Here is a 25,465-nt window from a genome sequence, read left to right as displayed (position 1 = left end):
ATGTCATCCACGATCAGGTGCATTTCCCCGGTGGACGGGTCGGTCTATGCCGAGCGTCCCGTTGCCGGGGCCCCGGCTGTTGATGCCGCGCTGAAGAAGGCGCGCGCCGCACAGGCGGAATGGAAAAAGCAGCCGCTCGCTGTTCGCGCCCGCTATTGCCTTGCCGCCGTCGACGCCATGCTGGCGATGAAGGACGAAATCGTGCCGGAGCTGGCCTGGCAGATGGGCCGTCCGGTGCGTTATGGCGCGGGAGAGCTGCGTGGTTTCGAGGAGCGCGCGCGCTACATGATCGCGCTCGCCGAAGAGGCGCTGGCCCCTGTCGATCCCGGCCCCAAGGAGGGCTTCAGGCGCTACATCAAGCGGGAGCCGCTGGGCCTCGTCTTCGTTGTTGCGCCGTGGAACTATCCCTATCTCACCGCCGTCAATTCCATCATCCCGGCGCTGATGGCCGGCAATGCCGTGCTGCTGAAACATGCGGCGCAGACGCTGCTGGTCGCCGAACGTTTCCAGAAGGCATTCGACAAGGCCGGGCTGCCGGAAGGGCTCTTCCAGCATCTCTATCTCAGCCACGAGCAGTCTGCCGCGATCATCGCCGGCGGCATGGTCAACCAGGTGAATTTCACCGGCTCGGTGGCAGGCGGGCAGGCGATGGAGCAGGCGGCCGCCGGCACCTTTACCGGCCTTGGCCTTGAGCTGGGCGGCAAGGACCCGGCCTATGTGCGCGCCGATGTGAACCTGGCGCATGCGGTGGAAAATCTTGTCGATGGCGCCTTCTTCAATTCCGGCCAGTCCTGCTGCGGCATTGAACGCATCTATGTGGATGCCGCCGTCTATGATGCGTTCGTGGAAGGCTTCATCGACCTGACGCGCCAGTATGTGCTGGGCAGCCCGCTCGATGCGGAAACGACACTCGGGCCCATGGTGCGCCCGGCGGCGGCCGAGTTCGTGCGCGCTCAGGTGGCCGCGGCGGTGGCGGCCGGGGCAACGGCCCATATCGATGCCGGCGCCTTCTCCGGCAATATGGCGGGCAGTGCCTATATGGCGCCGCAGGTGCTGACCGGCGTGGATCACTCCATGTCGGTGATGATGGAAGAAAGCTTCGGTCCCGTCGTCGGCATCATGAAGGTGAAGGGCGAGGATGAGGCGGTTCGTCTCATGAATGACAGCCCCTACGGGCTCACCGCCTCGGTCTGGACTGCCGATCTGGAAGCGGCCGAGCGCATCGGCGATGCGATTGCCACCGGCACCGTCTTTATGAACCGCGCCGACTATCTCGACCCGTCACTGGCCTGGACCGGCGTCAAGCACACCGGGCGCGGGGCTACACTGTCGAAAGTGGGGTACGAGACGCTCACGCGTCCCAAATCCTTCCATTTGCGCCACACACTCTGATCTCAAGTCTTATCAGGCAGGGCAGACATCAAGATGAAAGCCAACTGGAACTACCCCACCCCGGTGCGCTTCGGTGCCGGCCGTATTGCCGAACTGGCGGAGGCCTGCAAGGTGGCGGGCATGTCGCGCCCGCTGCTGGTGACGGACCCCGGCCTTGCCGGCCTGCCGATGATCGCGGCGGCGGTGGAGGCCTGCAAGTCGGCAGGCCTTGGCATCGCCGTCTTCTCCGCCCTCAAGGGCAACCCGGTCGAGAGCAATGTGTATGACGGCCTCAAGGCGCTGAAGGCCGGCAATCATGACGGTGTCATCGCCTTTGGCGGCGGCTCCGCGCTTGATGTGGGCAAGGTCATCGCCTTCATGGCCGGGCAGACCCGCCCGATGTGGGACTTTGAGGATATCGGCGACTGGTGGACCCGCGCCGACCCGGCCGGCATCCTGCCGATCGTCGCGGTGCCGACCACGGCCGGTACGGGGTCCGAAGTCGGCCGTGCCGGCGTCATCACCCAGGAAGCCACGCACACCAAGAAGGTCATCTTCCATCCGAAGATGATGCCGGCGGTGGTGATCAGCGATCCCGAGCTGTCCGTGGGTCTGCCGGCAAGCCTGACGGCGTGGACCGGCATGGATGCACTCGCCCACTGCCTTGAAGCCTACTGCGCCCCGGGTTTCCACCCGATGGCGGAAGGTATCGCGGTGGAAGGTATCCGCCTTGTGAAGGAATACCTGCCGCGCGCGGTCAGGAACGGCAAGGATATCGAGGCGCGCGGGGCAATGCTGGCAGCAGCCTCGATGGGCGCCGCGGCCTTCCAGAAGGGCCTTGGCGGTATTCATTCGCTCTCCCATCCGGTGGGCGCGCTTTACGATACCCACCACGGGCTCACCAACGCCGTCTTCATGCCCTATGTGCTGGTGCATAACCGCGCCGCGATTGAGGAGAAGATCGGCCGCCTTGCCGCCTGGCTAGGCCTCAAGGCTGCAAACTTCCCGGCATTCCTCGACTGGGTGCTGGCCCTGCGCGAGGAGCTGGCCATTCCGGCAACGCTCGCCGGTCTCAAGGTGGATGGCGCGCAGATCGATCTGATTGCCGAGATGGCGGTGGTGGACCCGACCGCCGGCGGCAATCCCGTGCCGCTCACCGTTGACGGCTGCAAGGCCATCTTTACCGCCGCGCTGGAAGGCAAGCTCTAGCCGCGGCGCTAACCGGCAGCAGGCGGGCGCAAGGGGGTGTGCCCGCCTGCCGCCGGCCCTTCTTCGCCTTAACCCGTGGTCTGTTCGGGCCAGGCGATGGTCGAGGGCCAGGGCTGGCCGCGGCGCGTGTCGCAGCGGCGGTTCGACTGGTTCAGCCAGCTGGTAAAGGCGGCGCCGGCCTGACGCGAAAAGGGCATCATCGCCGGGGTGGCGCGGCCCCGGGCACGGCCGGTCTTGCGGTCGATATGCGAGACGATGGCCGGCAGGCCCATCAGACCCAACTGGATATAGGCCATGCGGAAGGAAGTGAGGCTGTCGGCCTCCGCCTCCACAAAGAAATGGCGGGTTGGGTCGATGCATTCGGCTTTCAGATAGCGCGCGCAGGCGATAAGGCCGCTGCCCGAACCGGCATCGCTATCGAGGCAGGTGAGAAAGCCTTTTTCGCTCACCAGGCTCTGCGCGCCTTCCATACTGATGCGCGCCATCATCGCGGCCACCTCGTAAGGCGTCACATATTGCAGCCGGGAGCCGGGATGCGGGCTGGCGCCGCCAAGCGCACACAGCGCTTCGCCCAGAAAATCGCCTTCGCCGGTCTTGAGACCGTCGCGCACGATATCCAGCATCTCATCAAGGGTGCGGAAGTACGACACCCCGTGCCGGGAGAGCACGTCGGTCGCCTCGCGCCACATCGGGTCATAATTGCGCGGGTTGTATTCGCGCGAGCCGTGCACGACGCGGGCATAGCCGCAGATGAGGAAGTTGTTGATGCGCTCGTCGATCGGCCCGGAAAGGCTCCCGATTTTGGCAAGGAACGTGTCCAGCAAACCGATCTTGAGAGTCGTCATCGTGTTGCCCCGGCTATCAAGGCCGGCAATGGCGTAAAGCTCCGCCGGCATCCATGGGCTTTACACGGATAATCATGCCTCCGGCAGGCGCAGGAATTTTGAAAAAATTCGCGTGCGCCCGCGTGGGGGCGATAACAGGCCTCAATTGGCCTTGATGCGCTCGTGATGGCGGATGACTTCGCGGATGACGAAGTTGATGAAGCTTTCGGCGAAATCGGGGTCGAGGCCGGATTCCTCGGCGAGATTACGCAGGCGCTTGATCTGCTGCTCTTCGCGGCTGCGGTCGCCGGAGGGCAGGGCGAGCCGGGCCTTGAGCTCACCCACCTGCTGCGTCAGCTTGAAGCGCTCGGCCAGCACATGCACCAGCGTGGCATCGAGATTGTCGATGCTGCCGCGCAGGCGCTTGAGTTCGGCGGGAACTTCCGGGGCGGCAACGGGGGCTGTCTCTTTGGTCATCAATCGGCTCGTGTCGATGGGCTTTGTCGGCAGGGGCTGCCAAGGCTGGCGGCATCAAACCACATTTTTTCCGGCAAGGGCATCCTTTGCTGCGCCAGGACGGTATGAGTCCGGGCCTGTAGACCGTCAGTGTCTCATGAACGTTAGATCGATCTAACTTTCATGCCACCATAAGCGGCTCGCTGCCTCAAAAAGCGTTGCCGGCTTGCCGCACTTCTCCTCCCGGCGCCGAAAAAATGCGGGGACGTTCCGCTTTCCCGGTGAAGGGCATCCAGCGGCATGTTAGCTCTGCGGCTGGATCGGTAGCGCTTACAATGTTGTGTCAGTTGCCGTTGCGTGACGATGCTTCAAGGCCACCGGTCCCCTGTTGCCAGCGACAAACGGCCGCCATCAAGAGTGGCCGATCCATCGGGAGTAAATGTCCGCCATGTCTATCCGCGCTCTGGTGTGGAACGAGAACCGGCACGAGCAGACGAACAAGCTCGTCGCCTCGCTTTATCCGCAAGGCATCCACGGCGCCATCGCCTCGGCGATCGGTGAGGATGCCGACATCATCACTGAAACCGCCACGCTGGATGAGCCTGAACACGGGCTGACCGAAGAGCGGCTGGCCGCCACCGATGTGCTGGTGTGGTGGGGCCACACGGCCCATGGCGAGGTCAGTGACGAGGTGGTGGCACGGGTACAGCGCCGCGTGTGGGAAGGAATGGGCCTCATCGTCCTTCACTCCGGCCACTTCTCGAAGATCTTCAAGGCATTGATGGGCACGCCCTGCGCCCTCAGCTGGCGCGAGGCCGGCGAGGTCGAGCGCATCTGGGTGATCAACCGCAACCATCCCATCGCCGCCGGCCTGCCACCTTATTTCGAGGTGCGGGAGGAGGAGATGTATGGCGAACCCTTCAGCGTGCCCGAGCCGATGGAGACGGTGTTCATCTCCTGGTTCGAGGGCGGAGAGGTGTTTCGCTCCGGCCTTACCTATCAGCGCGGTGCCGGCCGCATCTTCTACTTCCGCCCGGGCCACGAGGCCTATCCGACATTTCATGACGAGACTGTCCGTCTGGTCATCCGCAACGCCGTGCGCTGGGCCTACAATTCCGCCCCGGCGTGGAAGGCGATTACTGCCGCGCCGAATGTGCCGGCTGACAAGGCGCCCGTGCCGCTGACGGTCAAGGGGGCGCGCCTGCACGAGGATGGCGAGGAAGGCTTCCGCTGAGCGGAGGTCAGGCGGACCGGCCCCTTTTCAAGGGAAGGGGGCCGGCTTTCTGGCGGAAAGTACTGATGCGATGAAAAAACTGCGTCTTCTGATTGTCGGCACCGGCAGCATGGCGGCCAATCACGTCGCTGCCTTTGCCGCGGACCCGCGCTGCGACGTGGTAGGCGGTGTGGATGTAAGCCAGCAGCGGGCAGAAGAATTCTGCGCCGCGCAGGGTATTCCCAACGCCTTTGGCGACCTTGATGAGGCAATTGCGTGGGGCGGCTTCGATGCCGCCGCCAATGTAACGCCCGATGCCGTGCACCATCCCACCACCATGAAACTGCTGGCCGCCGGCAAGCATGTCTTCTGCGAAAAGCCGTTGGCGGACAGCTACCCGCTGGCCGACGAAATGGCGCGCGCGGCGGATGCCGCCGGCCTTATCAACATGGTCAATCTCAGCTACCGCAACGTGGCGGCGCTGGAGAAGGCAAAAGAGCTGATTGCCGCCGGCGAGATCGGCCGGGTGCGGCACATCGAGGCCTCGTACCGGCAGAGCTGGCTGGTGGGCAACCAGTGGGGGGACTGGCGCACCGACCCGCGCTGGCTGTGGCGCCTTTCCGAGGGGCATGGCTCGCGCGGCGTGCTGGGGGATGTCGGCATTCACATTCTGGACTTCGCCAGCTTTGCGGTGGGGGAGCCCATCGTCTCCGTCCAATCTCGCCTGATTACCTTTGATAAGGCCGAGGGCGGCAGGATCGGCGACTACACGCTGGACGCCAATGACAGCGCCATCCTGTCCGTTGGTTTCGAGAGCGGGGCGGTAGGGGTGATCCATGCCAGCCGCTTCATGACCGGCTATGCCAATACGCTGCGCCTGCACGTGTTTGGCGATGAAGGGGCGCTGGAGCTGGAGCATGGCGTGGCTTCCACGCAGCTGCGTCTGTGTAACGGGACGGATGTGCATAGCCAAGCCTGGCGGGAGGTGATCTGCCCGCCGGTCGCCACCAACTATGTCCGTTTCGTCGATGCGGTGCTGGAGGGCGGGCCGATGGTGCCGGACTTCCGGCATGCTGCCGACCTGCAGCAGATAATCGATGCCTGTTATAGCCCGCAGGCCGTCGGCGCCCGCGCCGTGCGGCTGCCGGAATCCATCGATCCGGTCATTCCGACCGGCCCGCTGCCCGAGCCGGATGGCGACGTGGCCGCCATGGTTTGAGCCCGACATTGTTCCCTTGGACAAAAAGCCCCGCCGGCAACCCCCGGCGGGGCTTTTTGTTCGTTTGACCTTTAAGGGGCTTGTTCCCGATGATCAGGAGCCGGCGCCAATGACCGGCAATGCAAAATAAAGGGAAACAGGGATGGAAACGGGCAAGGTGATGAAATCCGGCGGGCAATTGCTGGTCGAGGCACTGGAGGCACAGGGCACGGAACGGGCCTTCTGTGTGCCCGGGGAAAGTTATCTGGCCGTGCTGGATGCCCTTTATGACAGCGCCATCCCGGTGACCGTTACCCGTCAGGAAGGCGGGGCGGCCATGATGGCGGAAGCCTGGGGCAAGCTGACCGGCCGGCCGGGTATCGCCATGGTCACCCGTGGGCCGGGCGCAACCAATGCGGCGCCCGGGTTGCACATTGCCCGTCAGGACTCGACGCCGATGGTGCTTTTTGTCGGCCAGGTCGGGCGCGACATGCTGGAGCGCGAGGCGTTTCAGGAGATCGACTATCGCCGAATGTTCGGCGAGGTCGCCAAATGGGTGGCACAGATCGACAGCGCGGCGCGGATACCGGAGTTCGTCTCCCGCGCCTTCCACACCGCGACCTCCGGCCGGCCCGGACCCGTCGTGTTGGCCCTGCCGGAAGATATGCTGACGGAAGTGGTGCCGGTTTCGGTGCCGGTCGCGCCCTATCAGCCGGTCGAGAGCTTTCCCGGCGGAGGCGCCATGGAAGAGCTGCACCAGCGCCTGCTGGCGGCCCGCAGCCCGTTCATGATCCTCGGCGGCTCTCGCTGGAGCGAGGCGGCTGTTGCCGATATCCGGCGTTTTGCCGAAGCCTTCCAGCTGCCGGTCGGCGTTTCCTTCCGCCGGCAGATGCTGTTCGATCACCTGCACCCAAACTATGCCGGTGATGTGGGCATTGGCATCAATCCGAAACTGGCGGCCAGGGTGAAGGAGGCCGATCTCTTGCTGCTGGTGGGCGGGCGCATGGGCGAGATGCCCTCTTCCGGCTATACGCTCATCGACATCCCCGAACCGCGGCAAACGCTCATCCATGTGCATCCGGGCGCGGAAGAGCTGGGGCGCGTCTACCGGCCAACGCTTGCCATCCATGCGTCGCCGGGCCCGTTCTCGGCCGCCGCCGCCGCCCTGCCGCAACCCAATCATGTCGCCTGGCAGGGCGAGGCGACGCGGGCGCATGCCGACTATCTCGCCTGGTCCACGCCTCCGGCCCGCATTCCCGGCGCAGTGCAGATGGGAGAGGTGATCAGCTGGCTGGAGGCCAACCTGCCGGAGGATGCCATTTTCACCAACGGAGCAGGCAATTACGCCACCTGGGTGCATCGCTTCCACCGCTTCCGGCGCTATGCCACGCAGCTTGCCCCGACCTCAGGGTCGATGGGCTATGGGCTGCCGGCGGCGGTGGCCGCCAAGATCCGCCATCCCGAACGGGTGGTGGTGTGTTTTGCCGGCGACGGCTGCTTCATGATGAACGGGCAGGAATTCGCCACGGCGGTGCAAGAAGGCGCGGCCATCATCACCGTCGTTGTCGATAACGGCATGTTCGGCACCATCCGCATGCATCAGGAGCGTGAGTATCCCGGGCGAGTGGTTGCGACGCAGTTGCGCAACCCGGATTTTGCGGCGCTGGCCCGGGCCTATGGCGGCCATGGCGAGACGGTGCGACGGACGGAGGATTTTGCCCCGGCTTTCGAGCGGGCGGTTGCGACGGGGGTGCCGTCGATTCTCCACGTCTTCCTCGATCCGGATGCGATTACGCCTACTTCAACGCTCAGTGGACGTGGAAAAAACGGATGAAACCGGCGTCGGTCGGATTATATCCAGAAAAATCCCTGAATGCCGGGACCGGCGGGATTTAACGACTTTGTTTGTCCAAATCCTAACAAAGTGATTGTAGGGATACGCTCCGTCATAGCATCTTTCTCCGTCGAAAGGCGCTGAAGCGTCCCACAAACCAAGCCAGCTGCAACAAGCAGCGGCGGCACAGGGTTGGCAAATAGAGGTAATGCAGTGGAATATTTCCTGCAGCAGCTTATCAATGGAATAACGCTAGGTTCAATTTACGGCCTCATCGCCATTGGTTACACAATGGTTTACGGCATTGTCGGCATGATCAACTTCGCCCACGGCGATATCTTCATGGTCGGCTCCTTCCTGGCGCTTATTGTTTTCCTTTCCGTTCTTGCTCTCGGCGTCTCGTCGATCCCACTGATCTTGGTAATCGTGCTGATTGCCGCGATGGTGCTGGCCTCCGTCTATGGCTGGGCCATCGAGCGCATTGCCTACCGGCCCTTGCGCGGATCATTCCGCCTCGCACCGCTGATCACGGCCATCGGCATGTCGATCGTGCTGCAGAACTTCGTCCAGCTGGTGCAGGGCGCGCGCGTGAAGCCGCTGCCGCCGCAAATCACCGGTGGCTTCAAGCTCATGGAGCATGACGGGTTCACGGTTAACCTTTCCTACGTGCAGATTATCATCGTGCTCACAACAGTGGTGCTGATGATCATCTTCTCGCTGCTGATCGCCAAGACGCCGCTCGGCCGTGCCCAGCGCTCCTGCGAGCAGGACGCCAAGATGGCGGCGCTGCTCGGCATCAATGTCGACCGCACCATCTCCACGACCTTCGTCATCGGCGCGGCGCTGGCTGCCGTCGCGGGTGTCATGTACCTGCTCTATTACGGCGTGATCGACTTCTATATCGGCTTCGTTGCCGGTGTTAAGGCCTTCACCGCTGCCGTTCTGGGCGGTATCGGCTCCCTGCCCGGCGCCATGCTGGGAGGTTTGCTGATCGGCCTTATCGAGACCTTCTGGTCGGCCTACTTCTCCATTGAATACAAGGACGTGGCCGCCTTTTCGATCCTGGCGATCGTGCTGATCTTCCTGCCCTCCGGCCTGCTTGGCCGTCCCGAAGTCGAAAAGGTGTGATGATCGTGACCGCTACTGCCCTTCCGGCTGGCGGCCGCGTCGCTGCGTCCTTCAAGGATGCGGTCATCGCCGCTGTCGTCGCCCTTGCCATTGCCGGCCCGATGATGGGCCTGCAGACCGTCACCGATATCGGTGGCCTCAGCATCGTCCAGCGCTGGCCGCTGGTATTCGCCGCCGTCGCCGTGGTGTTCGTCGGCCGGCTGCTGCTCAACATCTTCGTGTGGAAGACCAGCACGCCGGTTACCGGCCTGTTCAAGGGCCTCAAGCTGGCGCCGTCGAAATCGCTCAATCTCGGGCGTTATCTGGGCCCGGCGCTGATCGTGATCGCCGTGCTGCTGCCGACCTTCAGCGGCCGTTATGTGGTCGATCTCGGCACGCTGGTTCTCACCTACATCATGCTTGGCTGGGGTCTCAGCATAGTTGTCGGCCTGGCCGGCCTGCTCGACCTTGGTTACGTGGCCTTCTATGCGGTGGGCGCCTACTCCTACGCGCTGTTCGCCCACTATTTCGGCTTCTCCTTCTGGATCTGCCTGCCGCTGGCCGGCATCCTGGCGGCCTTCTGGGGCATCGTCCTCGGTTTCCCGGTGCTGCGCCTGCGCGGTGACTATCTCGCCATCGTGACGCTCGCCTTCGGTGAAATCATCCGCGTGGTGCTGCTCAACTGGGCGGACTTTACCGGCGGGCCCAACGGCATCTCCGGCATTCCGCGTCCCAGCTTCTTCGGTCTGGAATTCAAGCGGGGGGCGGGCGGCTTTGCCGATTTCTTCGGCCTCGATTTCTCCTCCGACCACCGCGTGATTTTCCTCTACTACGTCATCCTGGCGATGGCGCTGCTCACCTGCGCCATAATCATGCGGCTGCGCCGCCTGCCGGTTGGCCGTGCGTGGGAAGCGCTGCGTGAGGACGAGATCGCCTGCCGGTCGCTCGGCATCAACACCGTCAGCACCAAGCTCACCGCCTTTGCGCTGGGCGCTATGTTCGGCGGTTTTGCCGGAGCGTTCTTCGCCACCCGCCAGGGCTTCATCTCGCCGGAAAGCTTCGTCTTCATGGAATCGGCGATCATCCTCGCCATCGTCGTTCTGGGCGGCCTCGGCAGCCAGATCGGCGTGGTGATCGCGGCCACGGTGATGATCGGCGGCTTTGAAGTGTTCCGTGAAATGGCCGAGTACCGCATGCTGGTCTTCGGCCTTGCCATGGTGCTGATCATGATCTGGCGCCCGCGCGGTCTCATCTCCACCCGTACTCCGTCGATCTTCCTCAAGGCCCGAAAAACCATCGGGGCGGAAAACATCTCGCAGGGGCACGGCTGATGAGCAAAAACTGGACGACCAATCCGGTGCTCGAAGTCGAGCACATCACGATGCGCTTCGGCGGCCTCGTGGCGGTCAACGATCTGAGCTTTGCCGTGGGGCGCGGTGACATTACCGCCCTTATCGGCCCCAACGGTGCCGGCAAGACCACGGTCTTCAACTGCATCACCGGCTTCTACAAGCCCACCGAAGGGCGCCTGACCATGCACCGCACGACCGGGGAGGATTTCCTTCTCGAGCGTATGCCGGACTTCATGATCTCGCGCACGGCCAAGGTGGCGCGCACCTTCCAGAACATTCGCCTGTTCGGCGGCATGACGGTGCTGGAAAACCTGATGGTGGCCCAGCACAACCCGCTGATGCGGGCGTCCTGGTTCACCTTCGGCGGCATTCTCGGCATTCCGGGTTTCCGCCAGGCGGAGAAGGAGGGCGTCGAACTGGCGCGGTACTGGCTGGACAAGACCGGCCTTATCGACCGTGCCGACGATGCTGCTGCCGATCTGCCCTATGGTGCGCAGCGCCGGCTGGAAATCGCCCGTGCCATGTGTACCGGGCCGGAACTTCTCTGCCTCGACGAGCCGGCTGCCGGCCTCAATCCGCGCGAGAGCCTTGAACTCAACGACCTGTTGCAGTTCATCCGCAAGGAACATGAGACCTCGGTATTGCTCATCGAGCATGACATGAGCGTGGTCATGGAAATTTCCGATCATGTCGTGGTGCTGGATTACGGCGTGAAGATCGCCGACGGCAGCCCGGCCGAGGTCAAGAGCGATCCCAAGGTCATCGCCGCCTATCTGGGCGTGGATGACGAGGAAGTCGCGGCTGTCGAAGCGGAGGTGGGGCTGTGAGCACTAAAGAACCGCTTCTCTCCGTCCGTGGGGTCCAGACCTATTATGGCAAGATCATTGCCCTGAAGGGCGTCGACGTCGACGTGCATCAGGGAGAGATCGTGACCATCATCGGTGCCAACGGCGCCGGCAAGTCGACCCTGATGATGACCATCTGCGGCAACCCCCGGGCCCGCACCGGCACCATCACCTATAACGGCATCGACATTACCAACATGCCCACCTTCGAGATCATGCGCATGTCGATTGCGCAGTCTCCCGAAGGCCGGCGCATTTTCCCGCGCATGTCGGTGCTGGAAAACCTGCAGATGGGTGCTGCGACCATCGGCTACGAAAATTTCGATGCCGATCTGCAGCGCATGTTCGAGCTGTTCCCCATCCTGCGCAAGCGTCAGTCCCAGCGGGGCGGCACGCTTTCGGGCGGGGAGCAGCAGATGCTGGCCATCGCCCGCGCGCTGATGAGCCGGCCGAAACTGCTGATGCTGGACGAGCCTTCGCTCGGCCTGGCTCCGCTCATCGTGAAGCAGATCTTCGAGGTGGTGGCCGATCTCAACAAGACGCAGGGCCTGACGGTCTGCCTTGTCGAGCAGAACGCCTATCACGCGCTCAAGCTCGCCCATCGTGGTTATGTGATGGTCAACGGCCTCATCACCATGAGCGGCACCGGCAAGGAACTGCTGGAGAGCGAAGAGGTTCGCGCTGCCTATCTCGAAGGCGGAAAGCACTAAGGGGAAATCCGGCCATGGGTATCTTTTGGGAACTGTCGCTGGCGGATTTTCTGCTGGTCACCATCGTGCTGGCGGGCGGCGCTGCCTATATGGCGGGCCGCGCGGTTGCGATGACGTGGCGCCCGGTCTGGCAGCTTGGGCTTTACATGCTCATCCTGTCGCTGTTCGTGCGCTTCATCCACTTCGCGCTTTTCCACGGCACATTGTTTTCACTGCATTACTGGCTGGTCGATCTCGTCTGGCTGCTGATCGTCGGGCTTGTGGGTTACCGCATCAAGCGCACGCAGCAGATGACGACGCAGTATCGCTGGCTTTACGAAAAAACCGGCCCGTTTACCTGGAAGGACAAAACGTCCTGAGATAAAGGACGCGCGCTCTTCCGTTAAAAAAGGTAATCTGGGCAACCGGTTACAGGGGTTGGTTCCGCCGCACCGGCGGTGGACCGACAGTCAGGGTTAGGCAACAAGAACTGGGAGCAGGTTCAGATGATCAAGAAGTCTCTCCTCGGAGCCCTCGCCACGGCGGGCCTCCTCGCCGCAGCGGCGACCTCCGCTCACGCGGCTGACACCGCGATCGGCACCGCCGGTCCGATGACCGGTCAGTACGCCGCTTTCGGCCAGCAGATGAAGGTTGGCGCCGAGCAGGCCGTCAAGGACCTCAACGCTGCCGGCGGTCTGCTCGGTGGCAAGCTGACGCTGGAAGTCGGCGACGACGCTTGCGACCCGAAGCAGGCTGTCGCCGTTGCTAACCAGATGGTCAGCAAGGGCGTGGTCTTCATGGCCGGCCACTTCTGCTCGGGTTCCTCGATCCCGGCTTCCGCCGTCTATTCCGAAGAGGGCGTGCTGCAGATCACCCCGGCTTCGACCAATCCGAAGTACACCGACGAAGGCAGCTGGAACACCTTCCGCGTCTGCGGTCGTGACGACCAGCAGGGCGAAGTTGCCGGCAAGTACCTGATGGACCACTTCGCGGGCAAGAAGGTCGCCTTCCTGCACGACAAGTCGGCCTATGGTAAGGGCCTCGCCGATGCCACCATGGCGACGTACCAGGGCCTCGGCGGCAAGCCGGCCATGTACGAAGCCTACACCGCCGGTGAAAAGGACTACACCGCTCTCGTGTCCAAGCTGAAGGCCGAGAACATCGATGTGGTCTATGTCGGTGGTTACCATCCGGAAGCCGGCCTTATCGTGCGCCAGATGCGCGACCAGGGCATGAAGGCCACCCTGATGTCGGGTGACGCGCTCGTGACCGACGAGTACTGGGCCATCACCGGCGACGCCGGCGAAGGCACCCTCATGACCTTCTCGCCCGACCCGCGCAAGAACCCGGCTGCTGCCAGCGTCGTTGCCGAGTTCAAGGCTGCCGGCGTCGAGCCGGAAGGCTATGTGCTCTACACCTACGCCGCCATCCAGGTTTACGTGCAGGCTGCCACCAAGGCTGGCACCACCGACGCCGAGAAGGTTGCCGAAGTGCTGAAGAGCGGCATGAGCTTCGACACCGTTCTGGGCAAGCTGTCCTTCAACGGCAAGGGCGACGTTACCCTCCCGGGCTACGTTGTCTATGAGTGGCTGAGCGGCAAGTACGACTACGTGAAGAGCTAAGAGGCAGGGGGCTTCGCGCCCCCTTCCTTTTGGGGCAAGACGGGGGGACGGGGCGCCGATTGTCGGCGCCCCGTTCTTTTTGCGCTCTTTGAGCGGAATGTCTGATGAGCCGGGCGCCGGCCTACCTTGCAGCGACCGTGTCCAGGTAGGCGCGCCAGCCGCCAAGGGCGGTGATTTCCCGGGTGCCGCGGATGGCGGTTGCCTCGCACAGGAAACCGGCAACCTCGTCGCCATCTTCCAGGCGGATGCGGCCAATGCCGAGCGGGGAGCCGATGCCGGCCACGAACCCGCCGAAGGCGGCAGCGGGCACATCCCAGATTTCCAGTGCGATGGCGCCGCCGTCTTCCGCCGTGCGTACAAGCCCGGGTCGCGCCGGCATCAGCGCATCGAAGGCGTAGAGCCGGTAACAAGGCGCCGTGCGGGCTTCGCGGATGAAGCGGCCATCGATTTCGGTAAGCTGGCGGCTGAGTGGCAGGCCGCGCATATGCGCTCCGACGACGGCAACGGCGATGCGGCCGGGGCCGGCGAGCGGCGCGGGCCGACGGGCCGCCGGGCGGGCCAGCGGACGGTCGGTGGCGCCGGCTGGCAGGCCCGCTTGCCGGTGCAGGGCATCGGCAAGGCTCAGCAGCCAGGGGTCGGTAAAGGCCGGGGCGATGAAGGTGACACCGAAACCGGCCCCGCCCCGCATGTGGCCGGTCGGCACTGCGATGGCCGCATAATCCAGCAGGTTCACGAAGTTTGTGTAGTAGCCCAGATTGCTGTTCAGGCGGATCGGGTCCGCCTCCATCTCCGCGACCGTGTAGCTGGTGCCGGCAGTAGGGGTCAGAATGAAATCGAGCGTGCGCCAGCTGGCATCGCAGAGGCGGCGCAGCTCTTCGAGCCGGTACTGGGCACGGAATGCAGAAACGGCCGTGGCCGGCACGCCGCCTTCCACGATCCTGCGTACAACGGGATGGCCGGCGGTGGGGTTCTTCGCCAGAAAATCGCCGATTGCGGCCGTCCGTTCGGCGACCCAGGGGCCTTCATAAAGAAGGCGGGCCGTCTCCAGAAAAGGCGTGAGATCAATCTCGACCGGCTCACCGCCGAGGGCTGAGAGGCGGTGCACGGCGTCAGAGAAGCCGGTAGCCGCTTCCTCATCGCCAAAGAAGGCAAGGTCGGCAGCGCGGGGCACACCAAAGGTGAAGCGGGCGGGCGGTTCGGTCAGCAGGGCGCCGATGCCGGCGGCTGCGGGCGCCGGGCGGGAATAGGGATCGCCTGCATCCGGGCCGGCGGCGATGGCAAGCACGTTGGCGGCATCATCCGCCGTCAGCGCAAAAATCGAGACGCAATCGAGTGACCGGCAGGCCGGCACCACGCCGGTTGCCGGAATGAGCCCGCGCGTGGGTTTGAGGCCGATGAGATTACAGAAGGCGGCGGGCACCCGGCCGGAGCCGGCCGTGTCGGTGCCCAGCGAGAAGCTGACGAGCCCGGCGGAGACGGCCGCCGCCGAGCCCGAGCTGGAGCCACCCGAGACGAACTCGGGATTAAGCGGGTTACGCGGGGCGCCATAAGGGGAGCGGGTGCCGTTAAGGCCGGTCGCGAACTGGTCGAGATTGGTTTTGCCGATCAGCAGGGCGCCGGCCTTGCGCAGCCGCTCCACCACGGCAGCATCTTTGCCGGCCACATAGGTAAATTCCGGGCAGGCCGCCGTGGTTGGCATGCCGCCGGCATCGATATTGTCCTTGATGGCGAAGGGGATGCCGTAAAGTGGCAAGGCCTGGGCCCCCTGCCGGGCAAGAGCCTCCGCTTCGGCAAGGATGTCGGCTTCCGGGCGCAGGTAAATCCAGACGGCCGGGTCCCTTTCGGCATGGCGGCGGATGGCGGCCATAAGCTCGGGAACGAGACGGGCCGGGGTCAGCGTACCGCCGCGATAGGCATCGCGCAGGGCGGGGATGGCAAGATCGGGCCGCTGGTCGCTCATGCTTGATTACTCCGCATCTCCCGGGCCCTTGTCGCCGAAGCCGGGGCCGTAGGTGGAGACATATTCTGCCGAGGCGGCGCTGACGGTCAGCACATGGGCGCGAATGGCCCGTGCGGCTGCGTCGCTGTCGCCGCGCAGGATGGCGCGAACGACGGCATCATGTTCCTCATAGGAATGGGCAAGGCGGCCGAGCACGCTGAACTGGGCGCGGCGGAAGGGGGCAAGGCGGTTGCGCGTCGCCTCCACCAGCTCGAGCAGGAAGCTGTTGTGACTGCCGGCATAGAGCGCCTGATGAAACTCGATGTTGAAGGCGGCATAGGCCTCCATCGCCCCGGCCTTGACGAGGGCGGCGGAATCCAGATGCATGGTCTCCAGCTGCTGGCGTTCGGCCGGCGTCATGTTGAGGGTGGCAAGACGGGAGGCGGAGGCCTCCAGCTCGGCCATGGTTTCGAACATGTCCTGCAGGCGGGTGACCGAAAGGGCGGCAACAAAGACGCCCCGGTGCGGTCGGCGTTCGGCAAGGCCCATGGCGCAAAGCTGGCCCAGCGCCTCGCGCACCGGTGTGCGGGAGACGCCGAAGCTCCGGGCGAGGCCATGTTCATCCAGCCGCAGCCCCGGTTCCATCTGGCCGCTCACGATCTGCTCCGCCACCAGGCGGGCGATATCGCCGGACTGCGCACCTCTGGCAAGGCGGGGGGGAGCTGCCTGTTCCATACCCTCTGGCGTCATCAACATGGCCCCTCTGTCACTCACTTGTCCGGTGTCAGCTTAGGGCAGTTGCCGCAGCGCACCAATCTCGCCGTGAAGATTGCATGCAATTTAATCGGCACTCTTCAGGCTGATCTCCCGTAGCAAAAGGCACGCCATATGGCGGTTATCAAGGACATTGTCGTTCCACAGGTCGATTTTTCAGAACGGCTGTGTTTAAAAAATAACCATGAATCAGAATGCAAATTCCAAAAAGTCTAAATTTTGCTCAGTAAGTCTGTTTTATGGAATGCATATAAAATATGCAATTTTATTTAAATCTTTAAAAATCAATTAGATAAATGAAAAAATGAGTCATTGGCACATTGCATGCAATATGGCCGACAGGAGCGACCGGCAGCGCTTGACGCTGATGGGGGCCGCCCGACTGGCTTCAATGTCTTGCTGAGGGGACTTCATTGCCATGACCAGCAGTGCCATCAACCGCCGCTCCCTGCTCAAGGGCGCCACCGCATTCGGTATCGGAGGGGCACTTTCCTCCGGCCTGCGCTTCGGCACCGCCCGCGCCGCCACGCTCACCATCGGCTTCATCTATGTCGGCCCGCGCGATGACTATGGCTACAACCAGTCGCACGCTGAAGGCGCCGCCGCGGTCAAGAAGATGGCCGGGGTGAAGGTGGTCGAAGAGGAGAAGGTGCCCGAGACCATCGATGTCGAGAAGACCATGGAGAGCATGATCAATCTCGACGGTGCAAGCCTCCTGTTCCCGACCTCCTTCGGTTATTACGACCCGCATATCCTGAAGCTTGCGCCCAAATACAAGGACGTGACCTTCCTGCATTGCGGCGGCCTGTGGAAAGAGGGCGGGCCCGCCAATGTCGGCAGCTATTTCGGCTATATCGACGAGGCGCAGTATCTCTCCGGCATCGTTGCTGCCTATACCAGCAAGACCAAGAAGATGGGTTTTGTTGCCGCCAAGCCCATTCCGCAGGTGCTGCGCAACATCAACTCCTTCACCCTCGGCGCCCGCTCGGTCGACCCGACGATCACCACCCAGGTGATCTTCACCGGCGACTGGTCGATGCCGGTCAAGGAAGCGGAAGCCACCAACAGCCTTGCTGACCAGGGCATCGACGTCATCACCTGCCATGTCGACAGCCCCAAGGTGCTGGTCGAGACGGCGGAGACGCGCGGCATGTTCGTGTGCGGTTATCATGCCAGCCAGGCGGCGCTCGCCCCCAAGGGCTATCTCACCGGCGCCGAATGGAACTGGGAGAAGGTCTATACCGACTACGTCACCATGATCCAGAAGGGCGAGAAGGTGCCCAACATGCTGCGCGGCGGCCTCAAGGAAGGCATCGTCAAACGCTCCGCCTATGGCGCTCCGGTCTCGGACGAGGCGCGCAAGCATGCCGACAGCGTCTACGACAAGTTCATGGCCGGCGATTTCGTCATCTACAAGGGCCCGATCAAGAGCAACACCGGCAAGATGGTGATCGATAGCGGCGTGTCGCAGGGGCAGACCGATATCGCGCTCGAATCCATGGATTATCTGGTGGAAGGGGTCGTCGGCTCGACCTCCTGATTTCTCTTCTTCGCGCTATCAACCGGTTCCGGGCTGCTGCCTTCATTGAGGCGGCAGTCCGGGGCGCTTTCCCGATAAAGGAGGGCCCCCACCCATGCGTATTGTTGCGAAGATGGCCACCGGCGGGCCGGTGGAGGTCCTGCTGGTGCCGCTCATTGCCATTCTGGCAAGTGCCCTGCTTTTTGCGGGGTTCGTTGCGCTTGCCGGGGTGAACCCGCTCGAAGTTTATGCCCTCATGTACAAGGGGGCTTTCGGCACTTGGTTTTCGCTGCAGAATACCCTGCAACGCGCAGCGCCGCTGCTGCTGACCGCCCTGTGCACGGCGCTGCCGGCACAGATGGGCATGGTGATCATCGGTGCCGAAGGGGCGCTGGTGATGGGCGGGCTGGTGGCTGTTGCCGCAGGTTTGCCGCTGGTCGGCATGGGGGCGCCGGTTTTCCTCACCCAGTTGGTCATGGCGCTGGCGGGCATGATAGCCGGCGGGCTTTTTGTGGCGCTGGCCGGGGCGCTGCGCCACTGGCGCGGCGTCAATGAAACCATCGCCAGCCTGCTGCTCAGCTACATCGCCATCGCGGTGATGAACCAGATGGTCGAAGGGCCGATGCGCGATCCGGCCAGCCTCAACAAACCCTCCACCGGCGCTATAGGCGATGTCTACATGATCGGCACCATCCCCGGCATGGACGTGCATTGGGGGTTGGTGTTCGGCCTGATCTTCTGCGTGCTGACCTGGCTTTTGATGTTCCACACCAGCTTCGGTTTTGCCGCCCGCATCGTGGGCGGCAATGCGCGCACGGCCAAACTTGTCGGCCTGCCGGTCGGCTTTCTCGTTCTGGCGGTTACCTTTCTTGGCGGCGCGGCTGCCGGCCTTGCCGGCATGGTGGAGGTGGCGGCCGTGCAAGGCCGGGCCAATGCCTCGCTGGTGGCGGGGTACGGCACCGGCGGCATTCTTGTTGCCTTCCTCGCCCGACAGAACCCGATCGCCGTTATCCCGGTGGCGGTGCTGCTGGGCGGAATTGCGGCAAGCGGCGGACTGCTGCAACGCCGGCTCGATCTGCCCGATGCCACAGTACTGGTGCTGCAGGGCATCCTCTTCGTCGTGCTGCTGGCAAGTGAAATGCTCTATGGGCGCCTTGCAGTGCCGCGGCTTTCGCTGGCCTCTTTCCTGCGCCTTCGCCCGCAAAGGAGCTGAACCATGGCAACGCCTGAAGCCATCGGGTGGGTCGGGGTGCCACTGGCGGTTATCGCCGGTGCCATCCGTGTCTCCACGCCCTTTCTCTTTGTCAGCCTCGGCGAGTGCCTGACCGAGCGCAGCGGCCGCATCAATCTCGGCCTTGAAGGCACCTTGGTGATGGGGGCCATGAGCGGTTACGGCGTTGCCTGGCTGTCCGGCTCGCTCTGGCTTGGCGTGCTGGCGGCGGGCGTCGTCGGCTCGCTCTTCGGCCTGTTGCACGGGGTGCTGTGCAGCCTGCCCAAGGTCAATGACATTGCGCTCGGCATCGCGCTCATGATGCTGGGCACCGGGCTTGCCTTCTTCCTCGGCAAGCCGCTGATTCAGCCGGCGGTGGAAAATCTGCCCTCGATCAATTTCGGCTGGTGGAGCGACATTCCGCAGGTGCAGGAAGCGCTGAAGATCAATCCGCTCTTCATCGTCGGTATTATCCTGGCGCCGGCCATGATGTGGGCGTTTCGCAATACGCGCTGGGGTCTCATCGTGCGCATGGTGGGCGACAGCGCCGATGCTGCCCGCGCCATGGGCTACAACGCCAATACCGTGCGGGTGCTGGCAACGGTGGCGGGCGGTTTTCTGGCCGGTATCGGCGGCTCGTTCCTCTCGCTCTATTACCCCGGCAGCTGGAACGAGGGACTCTCCAGCGGGCAGGGCATCACCGCCGTGGCGCTCGTCATCTTCGCGCGCTGGAACCCGCTTTATTGCCTTTATGCCTCGCTGCTTTTCGGCGGGGCCGGTGCGCTCGGGCCGGCCTTGCAGGCCGTGGGCGTGACGCAGGGTTATTACCTCTTCAACGCTGCCCCCTACATCCTGACGCTCATCATCATGGTGGCGTCTTCCTCCTCGCGCCGGCGCCTTGCCGGGGCGCCCGCCGAACTCAGCGTGACCCGCTAAAGGGGAGACTTCCGCCATGAACCAGATCAGTCCTGATCAGAAGGCCGGCCACTACGTCGCCGCCGAACCTTATGCCTGGCCCTACAATGGCGACCTGCGTCCCGAGAACACCGCCCTCATCATCATCGACATGCAGACCGATTTCTGCGGCCCCGGCGGTTATGTCGACCAGATGGGTTATGACCTCTCGCTGACCCGGGCACCGCTGGAGCCGATCCGCAAGCTGCTGGCCGCCATGCGGGCCAAGGGTTACCACATCATCCATACCCGCGAAGGCCACCGGCCGGACCTTTCCGACCTGCCGGCCAACAAACGCTGGCGCTCGCGCCAGATCGGCGCCGGCATCGGCGACCCCGGGCCTTGCGGGCGCATTCTGGTCCGCGGAGAGCCGGGCTGGGAGATCATTCCGGAACTGGCGCCACTGCCCGGCGAGCCCATCATCGACAAGCCGGGCAAGGGCAGCTTCTGCGCCACCGATCTTGAACTCATCCTGCGCACGCGCGGCATCGAGAACATCATCCTCACCGGCATCACCACCGATGTGTGCGTGCACACCACCATGCGCGAAGCCAATGACCGCGGTTTTGAGTGCGTGATCGTGGAAGATTGCTGCGGGGCGACGGACCCGGCCAACCACGCCCATGCCATCAAGATGGTGAAGATGCAGGGCGGTGTGTTCGGCAGCGTTTCCAGTTCGGCGGCGATCATCGAGGCGCTGCCATGAACGCCATCCTTCCTCCGCCTCCACCCGAAGCCGCCGCGCCGCGCGCGCTTTCGGTGGAGACCGTCTCTATCACCAAGCGCTTCGGCAGCTTTACCGCGCTCGATGCCGTCAGCATCCGCATCCGCCCCGGCACGGTGCATGCGCTGCTGGGCGAAAACGGCGCCGGCAAGAGCACGCTCGTCAAATGCATCATGGGCTACTACCGCCCCGATGAAGGCAGCGTGGTGGTGGAAGATCGCGAACGCGAGATCGGCAATCCGCGCGATGCCCATGCGCTCGGCCTCGGCATGGTCTATCAGCACTTCACCCTCGTCCCCAGCATGACGGTGCTGGAAAATCTGGTGATGGCGCGCGCGGATGTGCCGGCAATCATCGACTGGGCAGCCGAGCGGCGGGTGATGGAAGAGTTTCTCTCCCGCATGCCCTTTGGCGTTCCGCTCGACCGGCCGGTGGCGCTGCTGGCGGCCGGCGAGAAGCAGAAGGCCGAAATCCTCAAGCAGCTCTATCTCGACAGCCGCTTCCTCATCCTCGACGAGCCGACCTCGGTACTGACGCCAGGGGAGGCGGACGAGATCCTGGGCCTCATCCGCAAGATGGCGGCAGCCGGGGATATCACCGTGCTTATCATCACCCACAAGTTCCGTGAGGTGACGGCCTTTGCCGACGATGTGTCGGTGCTGCGCCGGGGCAAGCTGGTGGGCGGCGGAAGCGTTGCCGATCTCGGCATTGATGATCTTGCCCAGTTGATGATCGGCGCAAAGGAAGTTGCCGGCAGCGTCAGCCGCCTGGCCGCCCCTGCCGACGCCCATACCCGCCTGGAGCTTAAGGGCATCTGCGCGGAAGATGATTCCGGCACCGATGCCCTGCGCGAGGTGAGTTTTGCCGTGAAGGCCGGCGAGATCGTCGGCATTGCCGGTGTTTCCGGCAATGGCCAGATCCAGCTCGTTGAAGTGCTGGCCGGACAGCGCAAGGCGAGCGCCGGCGAGGTGCTGGTGCATGGCGAAAAATTCGGCGCGACGCGGGAGGAAACCCGCCGTCACCGCATGGCGCTGCTGCCGGAGGAGCCGCTGCGCAATGCCAGCGTCGCACGCATGAGCGTGGCGGAGAACATGGCCTTTCGCCGCTTTGACACTCCACCTTTCAGCAGCAGGCGGGGCGGATGGCTGAGCCGCAAGGCGATCCGCGAGGCGGCGCTTGCCCTTATCGAGCGCTATAACGTCAAGACGCAGGGGCCGGACGCCGCCATCGGCACCCTTTCCGGCGGCAATGTGCAGCGCGCGATCCTCGGCCGGGAACTGGGGGAGGCGGTGGATATTCTTGTCGTCGCCAATCCGGTCTTCGGGCTCGATTTTGCGGCGGTGGCTGAAATCCACGGCCAGATCATGGCGGCGCGCAATCGCGGTGCGGCGGTGCTGCTGGTGAGCGAGGATCTGGACGAGTTGCTGGAGCTTTCCGACCGGCTGCTGGTGATGTCGGATGGGGCGATTGCGCTGGAGGTGCCGACGGCGGGTGCCGACCGGGTCGCCATTGGCCGCGCCATGGCCGGGCATTGAGGAAAGGGAAGGGCGCATGACAACCATCGCCATCAAGGCGCGGCCCTATGGCTTCGAAGCGCCGACGGGAAAGCTCGGCCTCATCGTCATCGATATGCAGCGCGACTTTCTGGAGCCCGGCGGTTTCGGGGCGGCGCTCGGCAACGATGTCTCCCAGCTGGCGCCGAGCATCGCGGCAACCGCCACCCTGCTGGCGGCGGCCCGAAAGGCCGGCTTGCCGGTCATTCATACGCGCGAGTTGCACAGCCCCGATCTTGCCGATTGTCCGCCCGCCAAGCGCCGGCGCGGTGGCGGGTCTTTGCGCATCGGCGATGAAGGGCCGATGGGGCGCATTCTGGTCGCTGGAGAGCCGGGCGGCGAGATTGTGCCGGAAGTGGCGCCGCTACCGGGCGAGGTGGTGATCGACAAACCCGGCAAGGGCGCTTTCCATGCCACCGGGCTCGACAGCGTGCTACGCAATCTGGGTATCACCCATCTGCTCTTTGCCGGCGTAACCACGGAAGTCTGCGTGCAGACCACCATGCGCGAGGCCAATGACCGGGGTTATGAGGGGCTATTGGTGGAGGAAGCGACAGCCAGTTACTTCCCTGAATTCAAGAAAGCCGCCATCGAGATGATTGTGGCGCAGGGCGGCATCGTCGGCTGGGCCGCGCCGCTGGCTGCCGTTACTGCTGCGCTGGAGACTGTCTGATGCCGGATACCGCCTCGCTTCCTGCTGGCATGCAGGTTCTGGCTGCCATCCTTGACGACCCCGCCCGGCGTGCCGCGCTCGACTGGCAATTCTTCCGCCCCGGCGTGGAGGCTGCCTGGCTTTACCGCACGGAGGGCGGCGGGCCGGCTGCGGCCTTCCTGCGCTATCAACCCGGCGCCGATGTGCCGCGCCATCGCCATGTCGGCTATGAGCATATTCTGGTGCTGGAAGGTGCCCAGCAGGATGAATTCGGCCACTACCCCGTCGGCACGCTGGTCGTGAATGCGCCGGGCAGCGAGCACAAGGTTAGCAGCCGGGAGGGCTGTATCGCCCTGCTCATCTGGGAGCGTGCCGTGGAGATGCTGGAAGCCTGAGTCTTCCGGTTTCTGTATTCAGTTTTGTCCGAAACAGCACGCCGGACGGCTCTGGGAGGGGGTGTTTCCGCTGATTTTCAAATTTTCTGTATACAGAAATTCAAAAATGTATCCTCATTTCCCTAAAGCGGACCGTTTTGAGATCCGCGCGATTAATGGGAGTGAGGACGATGGCGGAAAAGCCCCCCTTTCCGATGAACGCCTGGTATGTGGCGTCCTGGGATGTGGATTTGCGGCGGGAGCTGAAGCCCGTCACCATCTGCAACAAGAAACTCGTGCTTTATCGCCGCTCCGACGGCAAGGCGGTGGCGCTGGAGGATGCGTGCTGGCACCGGCTGCTGCCGCTCTCGAAGGGGCGGCTCAAGGGCGATGAGCTGGTGTGCGGGTATCACGGCCTTGTATACAACAGCGAGGGCCGCTGCACCCATATGCCGTCGCAGGAAACCATCAACCCCTCCGCCTGCGTGCGCAGCTATCCGGTGGTGGAAAAGCACCGTTTCCTGTGGGTGTGGATGGGAGACCCGGCGTTGGCCGATCCGGCCAGGGTGCCGGACATGCACTGGAATCACGATCCCGACTGGGCTGGTGATGGCAAGGTTATCCGGGTGAAGTGCGACTATCGCCTGGTCGTCGACAACCTGATGGATTTGACGCACGAAACCTTCGTGCATGGCTCCAGCATCGGCAACGAGGCGGTGGCCGAGGCGCCGTTCGATACCTATCACGGCGAAAATTCCGTCACCGTCGCGCGCTGGATGGAAGGCATCGAGCCGCCGCCCTTCTGGGCCGCGCAGCTTGGCAAGCCGGGTCCGGTTGACCGCTGGCAGATCATCACCTTCCAGGCACCCTGCACCGTCAATATCGATGTTGGCGTGGCGCCGGCCGGCACCGGGGCGCCGGGAGGCGACCGCAGCCAGGGCGTCAACGGCTATGTGCTCAACACCATCACGCCGGAGACGGACAAGACCTGCCTTTATTTCTGGTCCTTCTGCCGCAACTACGACCTCAAGTCCCAGCGGCGGACGGCGGAACTGCGCGAGGGTGTCACGCGCATCTTCCATGAGGATGAACTGATCCTGGAAGCCCAGCAGCAGGCCATCGACGACAATCCGGGGCGGGAATTCTACAACCTCAACATTGATGCCGGCGCCATGTGGGCGCGCCGTCTGATCGACCAGATGGTGGAAGCAGAAGCCGGACCGCGCCTCGTGGCGGCTGAATAGGCCGGCTTGCCGATAGCGACGAAAGAGGTTCCCCATGTCCCAGACGGTCAAGGCCCTGCTTGAGCTGCGCGACCTCATCCTCAGCGGTGAGCTGCCGCCGGGTGAAAAACTCTCCGAACTGCCGCTGGTGGAGAAGCTGGGGGTTTCCCGCACCCCGCTGCGCATGGCGCTCGTCAAGCTGGAGGCGGAAGGGCTTGTCGAGGTAACGGCCAATGGCGGCTACGCCGTGCGCGGTTTTACCGAGACGGAAATCTTCGACGCTATCGAACTGCGCGGCACGCTGGAGGGGATGGCTGCCCGCCTCGCCGCCGAGCGGCGGCCGGAGGGCAAGCGCGAGCGGCTTGCTGAAATCCGCGACTGCGTGGGCGCCCTCGATACGCTCATCCGCCGGCACCGGCTGTCGGGCGATGATTTCTACGACTATGTCCGGCTCAATGAGCGTTTCCACACCGAGCTGATTGCCCTTTCCGGCAGCAGGGTGGTGCAGCGCGCTGTCGACCAGATCATGACCCTGCCATTCGCCTCGCCCAATGCCTTTGTCTTTGTACAGTCGGAGCTGCCGGAATCGCGCGAGATTCTGGTGATCGCGCAGGAGCATCACCGCGCCATCGTCGAGGCGGTGGCGGCCGGTGAAGGCACGCGGGCGGAAGCGCTGGCACGGGAACATTCGCGTGTGGCCCGCCGCAATCTGGAGATCGCCCTTAACACAAGGCAGGGCTTTGAGAGGGTGCCGGGAGCCTCGCTTTTCCGGCTGGCAGCAGCGGTCTGACCTGAAGCCTCAAAAACAGAAGCACGCTTATAA

24 protein-coding genes are annotated in these 25,465 nt (G+C 63.9%); 20 read left to right on the top strand and 4 right to left on the bottom strand.

Features of this window, described 5'->3' with window-relative positions; all coding sequences use genetic code 11:
• Together QTL98_RS18650 and QTL98_RS18645 are read left to right on the top strand one after the other, a co-directional pair.
• Positions 1 to 1,392 (top strand): aldehyde dehydrogenase family protein, encoded by a 1,392-nt coding sequence (locus tag QTL98_RS18650; protein WP_445679965.1) that lies wholly within the window; start codon positions 1 to 3, stop codon positions 1,390 to 1,392.
• Positions 1,393 to 1,419: 27 nt separating this feature from the next.
• Positions 1,420 to 2,580: an iron-containing alcohol dehydrogenase gene (locus QTL98_RS18645; RefSeq protein ID WP_510637591.1), complete on the top strand. Its 1,161-nt coding sequence runs from the start codon at positions 1,420 to 1,422 to the stop codon at positions 2,578 to 2,580.
• A 68-nt stretch (positions 2,581 to 2,648) separates the two neighbouring features.
• Here the strand turns inward: QTL98_RS18645 and QTL98_RS18640 are convergent, their stop codons facing one another.
• Together QTL98_RS18640 and QTL98_RS18635 are read right to left on the bottom strand one after the other, a co-directional pair.
• A complete protein-coding gene (locus tag QTL98_RS18640) occupies positions 2,649 to 3,425 on the bottom strand; it encodes a hypothetical protein (protein WP_445679963.1) in 777 nt (258 codons plus the stop codon).
• Positions 3,426 to 3,566: 141 nt separating this feature from the next.
• The gene (locus QTL98_RS18635; RefSeq protein ID WP_445679962.1) at positions 3,567 to 3,881 is read right to left on the bottom strand and encodes a chorismate mutase; all 315 of its coding nucleotides are present in this window, start codon (positions 3,879 to 3,881) and stop codon (positions 3,567 to 3,569) included.
• Positions 3,882 to 4,308: 427 nt separating this feature from the next.
• Between QTL98_RS18635 and QTL98_RS18630 the strand changes: the two genes are divergently transcribed.
• The 9 genes from QTL98_RS18630 (at position 4,309) to QTL98_RS18590 (ending at position 13,720) form a co-directional block, all read left to right on the top strand.
• On the top strand, positions 4,309 to 5,094 hold the full coding sequence (locus QTL98_RS18630; protein WP_445679961.1) for a ThuA domain-containing protein: 786 nt from the start codon (positions 4,309 to 4,311) through the stop codon (positions 5,092 to 5,094).
• A 79-nt stretch (positions 5,095 to 5,173) separates the two neighbouring features.
• Complete coding sequence (locus QTL98_RS18625; RefSeq protein WP_445682189.1) at positions 5,174 to 6,292, top strand: Gfo/Idh/MocA family protein; 1,119 nt, start codon at positions 5,174 to 5,176, stop codon at positions 6,290 to 6,292.
• 160 nt (positions 6,293 to 6,452) lie between these two features.
• A complete protein-coding gene (locus tag QTL98_RS18620) occupies positions 6,453 to 8,105 on the top strand; it encodes a thiamine pyrophosphate-binding protein (RefSeq protein ID WP_445682188.1) in 1,653 nt (550 codons plus the stop codon).
• A gap of 213 nt (positions 8,106 to 8,318) precedes the next feature.
• Entirely contained in the window at positions 8,319 to 9,233 is a 915-nt protein-coding gene (locus QTL98_RS18615; protein WP_445679960.1) for an ABC transporter permease subunit, read from the top strand.
• Positions 9,233 to 10,543, top strand: a complete 1,311-nt coding sequence (gene livM, locus QTL98_RS18610) for a high-affinity branched-chain amino acid ABC transporter permease LivM (protein ID WP_445679959.1) — start codon at positions 9,233 to 9,235, stop codon at positions 10,541 to 10,543. Before QTL98_RS18615 ends, livM begins: the two co-directional genes overlap by 1 nt.
• Positions 10,543 to 11,391, top strand: coding sequence for an ABC transporter ATP-binding protein (locus tag QTL98_RS18605; protein ID WP_445679958.1), 849 nt, complete (start codon positions 10,543 to 10,545; stop codon positions 11,389 to 11,391). Before livM ends, QTL98_RS18605 begins: the two co-directional genes overlap by 1 nt.
• A complete protein-coding gene (locus QTL98_RS18600) occupies positions 11,388 to 12,119 on the top strand; it encodes an ABC transporter ATP-binding protein (RefSeq protein WP_445679957.1) in 732 nt (243 codons plus the stop codon). Before QTL98_RS18605 ends, QTL98_RS18600 begins: the two co-directional genes overlap by 4 nt.
• 14 nt (positions 12,120 to 12,133) lie before the next feature.
• Positions 12,134 to 12,478 carry a DUF6867 family protein gene (locus tag QTL98_RS18595; protein WP_445679956.1) on the top strand — a complete coding sequence of 115 codons (345 nt, stop codon included), beginning with the start codon at positions 12,134 to 12,136 and terminating at the stop codon, positions 12,476 to 12,478.
• 126 nt (positions 12,479 to 12,604) lie between these two features.
• Positions 12,605 to 13,720 carry a branched-chain amino acid ABC transporter substrate-binding protein gene (locus QTL98_RS18590; RefSeq protein ID WP_510637500.1) on the top strand — a complete coding sequence of 372 codons (1,116 nt, stop codon included), beginning with the start codon at positions 12,605 to 12,607 and terminating at the stop codon, positions 13,718 to 13,720.
• Between the two features lie 121 nt (positions 13,721 to 13,841).
• Here QTL98_RS18590 and atzF read toward each other — a convergent pair whose 3' ends face one another.
• Entirely contained in the window at positions 13,842 to 15,680 is a 1,839-nt protein-coding gene (atzF, locus tag QTL98_RS18585) for an allophanate hydrolase (RefSeq protein ID WP_445679955.1), read from the bottom strand.
• A 6-nt stretch (positions 15,681 to 15,686) separates the two neighbouring features.
• Positions 15,687 to 16,409 carry a GntR family transcriptional regulator gene (locus QTL98_RS18580; protein ID WP_445679954.1) on the bottom strand — a complete coding sequence of 241 codons (723 nt, stop codon included), beginning with the start codon at positions 16,407 to 16,409 and terminating at the stop codon, positions 15,687 to 15,689.
• 442 nt (positions 16,410 to 16,851) lie between these two features.
• On the opposite strand from QTL98_RS18580, the gene QTL98_RS18575 reads away from it, so the two are divergent.
• From QTL98_RS18575 to QTL98_RS18535, 9 genes are all read left to right on the top strand, one after another.
• Positions 16,852 to 17,973 carry a BMP family ABC transporter substrate-binding protein gene (locus tag QTL98_RS18575; RefSeq protein ID WP_445679953.1) on the top strand — a complete coding sequence of 374 codons (1,122 nt, stop codon included), beginning with the start codon at positions 16,852 to 16,854 and terminating at the stop codon, positions 17,971 to 17,973.
• Between the two features lie 94 nt (positions 17,974 to 18,067).
• Positions 18,068 to 19,165 (top strand): ABC transporter permease, encoded by a 1,098-nt coding sequence (locus QTL98_RS18570; protein ID WP_445679952.1) that lies wholly within the window; start codon positions 18,068 to 18,070, stop codon positions 19,163 to 19,165.
• A gap of 3 nt (positions 19,166 to 19,168) precedes the next feature.
• The gene (locus QTL98_RS18565) at positions 19,169 to 20,098 is read left to right on the top strand and encodes an ABC transporter permease (RefSeq protein ID WP_445679951.1); all 930 of its coding nucleotides are present in this window, start codon (positions 19,169 to 19,171) and stop codon (positions 20,096 to 20,098) included.
• A 16-nt stretch (positions 20,099 to 20,114) separates the two neighbouring features.
• Positions 20,115 to 20,822 (top strand): biuret amidohydrolase, encoded by a 708-nt coding sequence (gene biuH, locus QTL98_RS18560; RefSeq protein ID WP_445679950.1) that lies wholly within the window; start codon positions 20,115 to 20,117, stop codon positions 20,820 to 20,822.
• The gene (locus tag QTL98_RS18555; protein ID WP_445679949.1) at positions 20,819 to 22,375 is read left to right on the top strand and encodes an ABC transporter ATP-binding protein; all 1,557 of its coding nucleotides are present in this window, start codon (positions 20,819 to 20,821) and stop codon (positions 22,373 to 22,375) included. The genes biuH and QTL98_RS18555 overlap by 4 nt, the downstream gene beginning before the upstream one ends.
• A 16-nt stretch (positions 22,376 to 22,391) precedes the next feature.
• Complete coding sequence (locus tag QTL98_RS18550; protein WP_445679948.1) at positions 22,392 to 23,066, top strand: cysteine hydrolase family protein; 675 nt, start codon at positions 22,392 to 22,394, stop codon at positions 23,064 to 23,066.
• On the top strand, positions 23,066 to 23,440 hold the full coding sequence (locus tag QTL98_RS18545; RefSeq protein ID WP_510637499.1) for a cupin domain-containing protein: 375 nt from the start codon (positions 23,066 to 23,068) through the stop codon (positions 23,438 to 23,440). The genes QTL98_RS18550 and QTL98_RS18545 overlap by 1 nt, the downstream gene beginning before the upstream one ends.
• 170 nt (positions 23,441 to 23,610) lie before the next feature.
• Positions 23,611 to 24,663 (top strand): aromatic ring-hydroxylating dioxygenase subunit alpha, encoded by a 1,053-nt coding sequence (locus QTL98_RS18540; protein WP_445679947.1) that lies wholly within the window; start codon positions 23,611 to 23,613, stop codon positions 24,661 to 24,663.
• Between the two features lie 34 nt (positions 24,664 to 24,697).
• The gene (locus QTL98_RS18535) at positions 24,698 to 25,432 is read left to right on the top strand and encodes a GntR family transcriptional regulator (RefSeq protein ID WP_445679946.1); all 735 of its coding nucleotides are present in this window, start codon (positions 24,698 to 24,700) and stop codon (positions 25,430 to 25,432) included.
• The last annotated feature ends 33 nt before the right edge of the window (positions 25,433 to 25,465 follow it).

Source organism: Radicibacter daui, from assembly GCA_030657355.1.
GTDB classification, from domain to species: domain Bacteria; phylum Pseudomonadota; class Alphaproteobacteria; order Radicibacterales; family Radicibacteraceae; genus Radicibacter; species Radicibacter daui.
The sequence above is the reverse complement of the archived record's forward strand: the minus strand, read 5'-3'. Positions and strand labels throughout refer to the sequence as shown.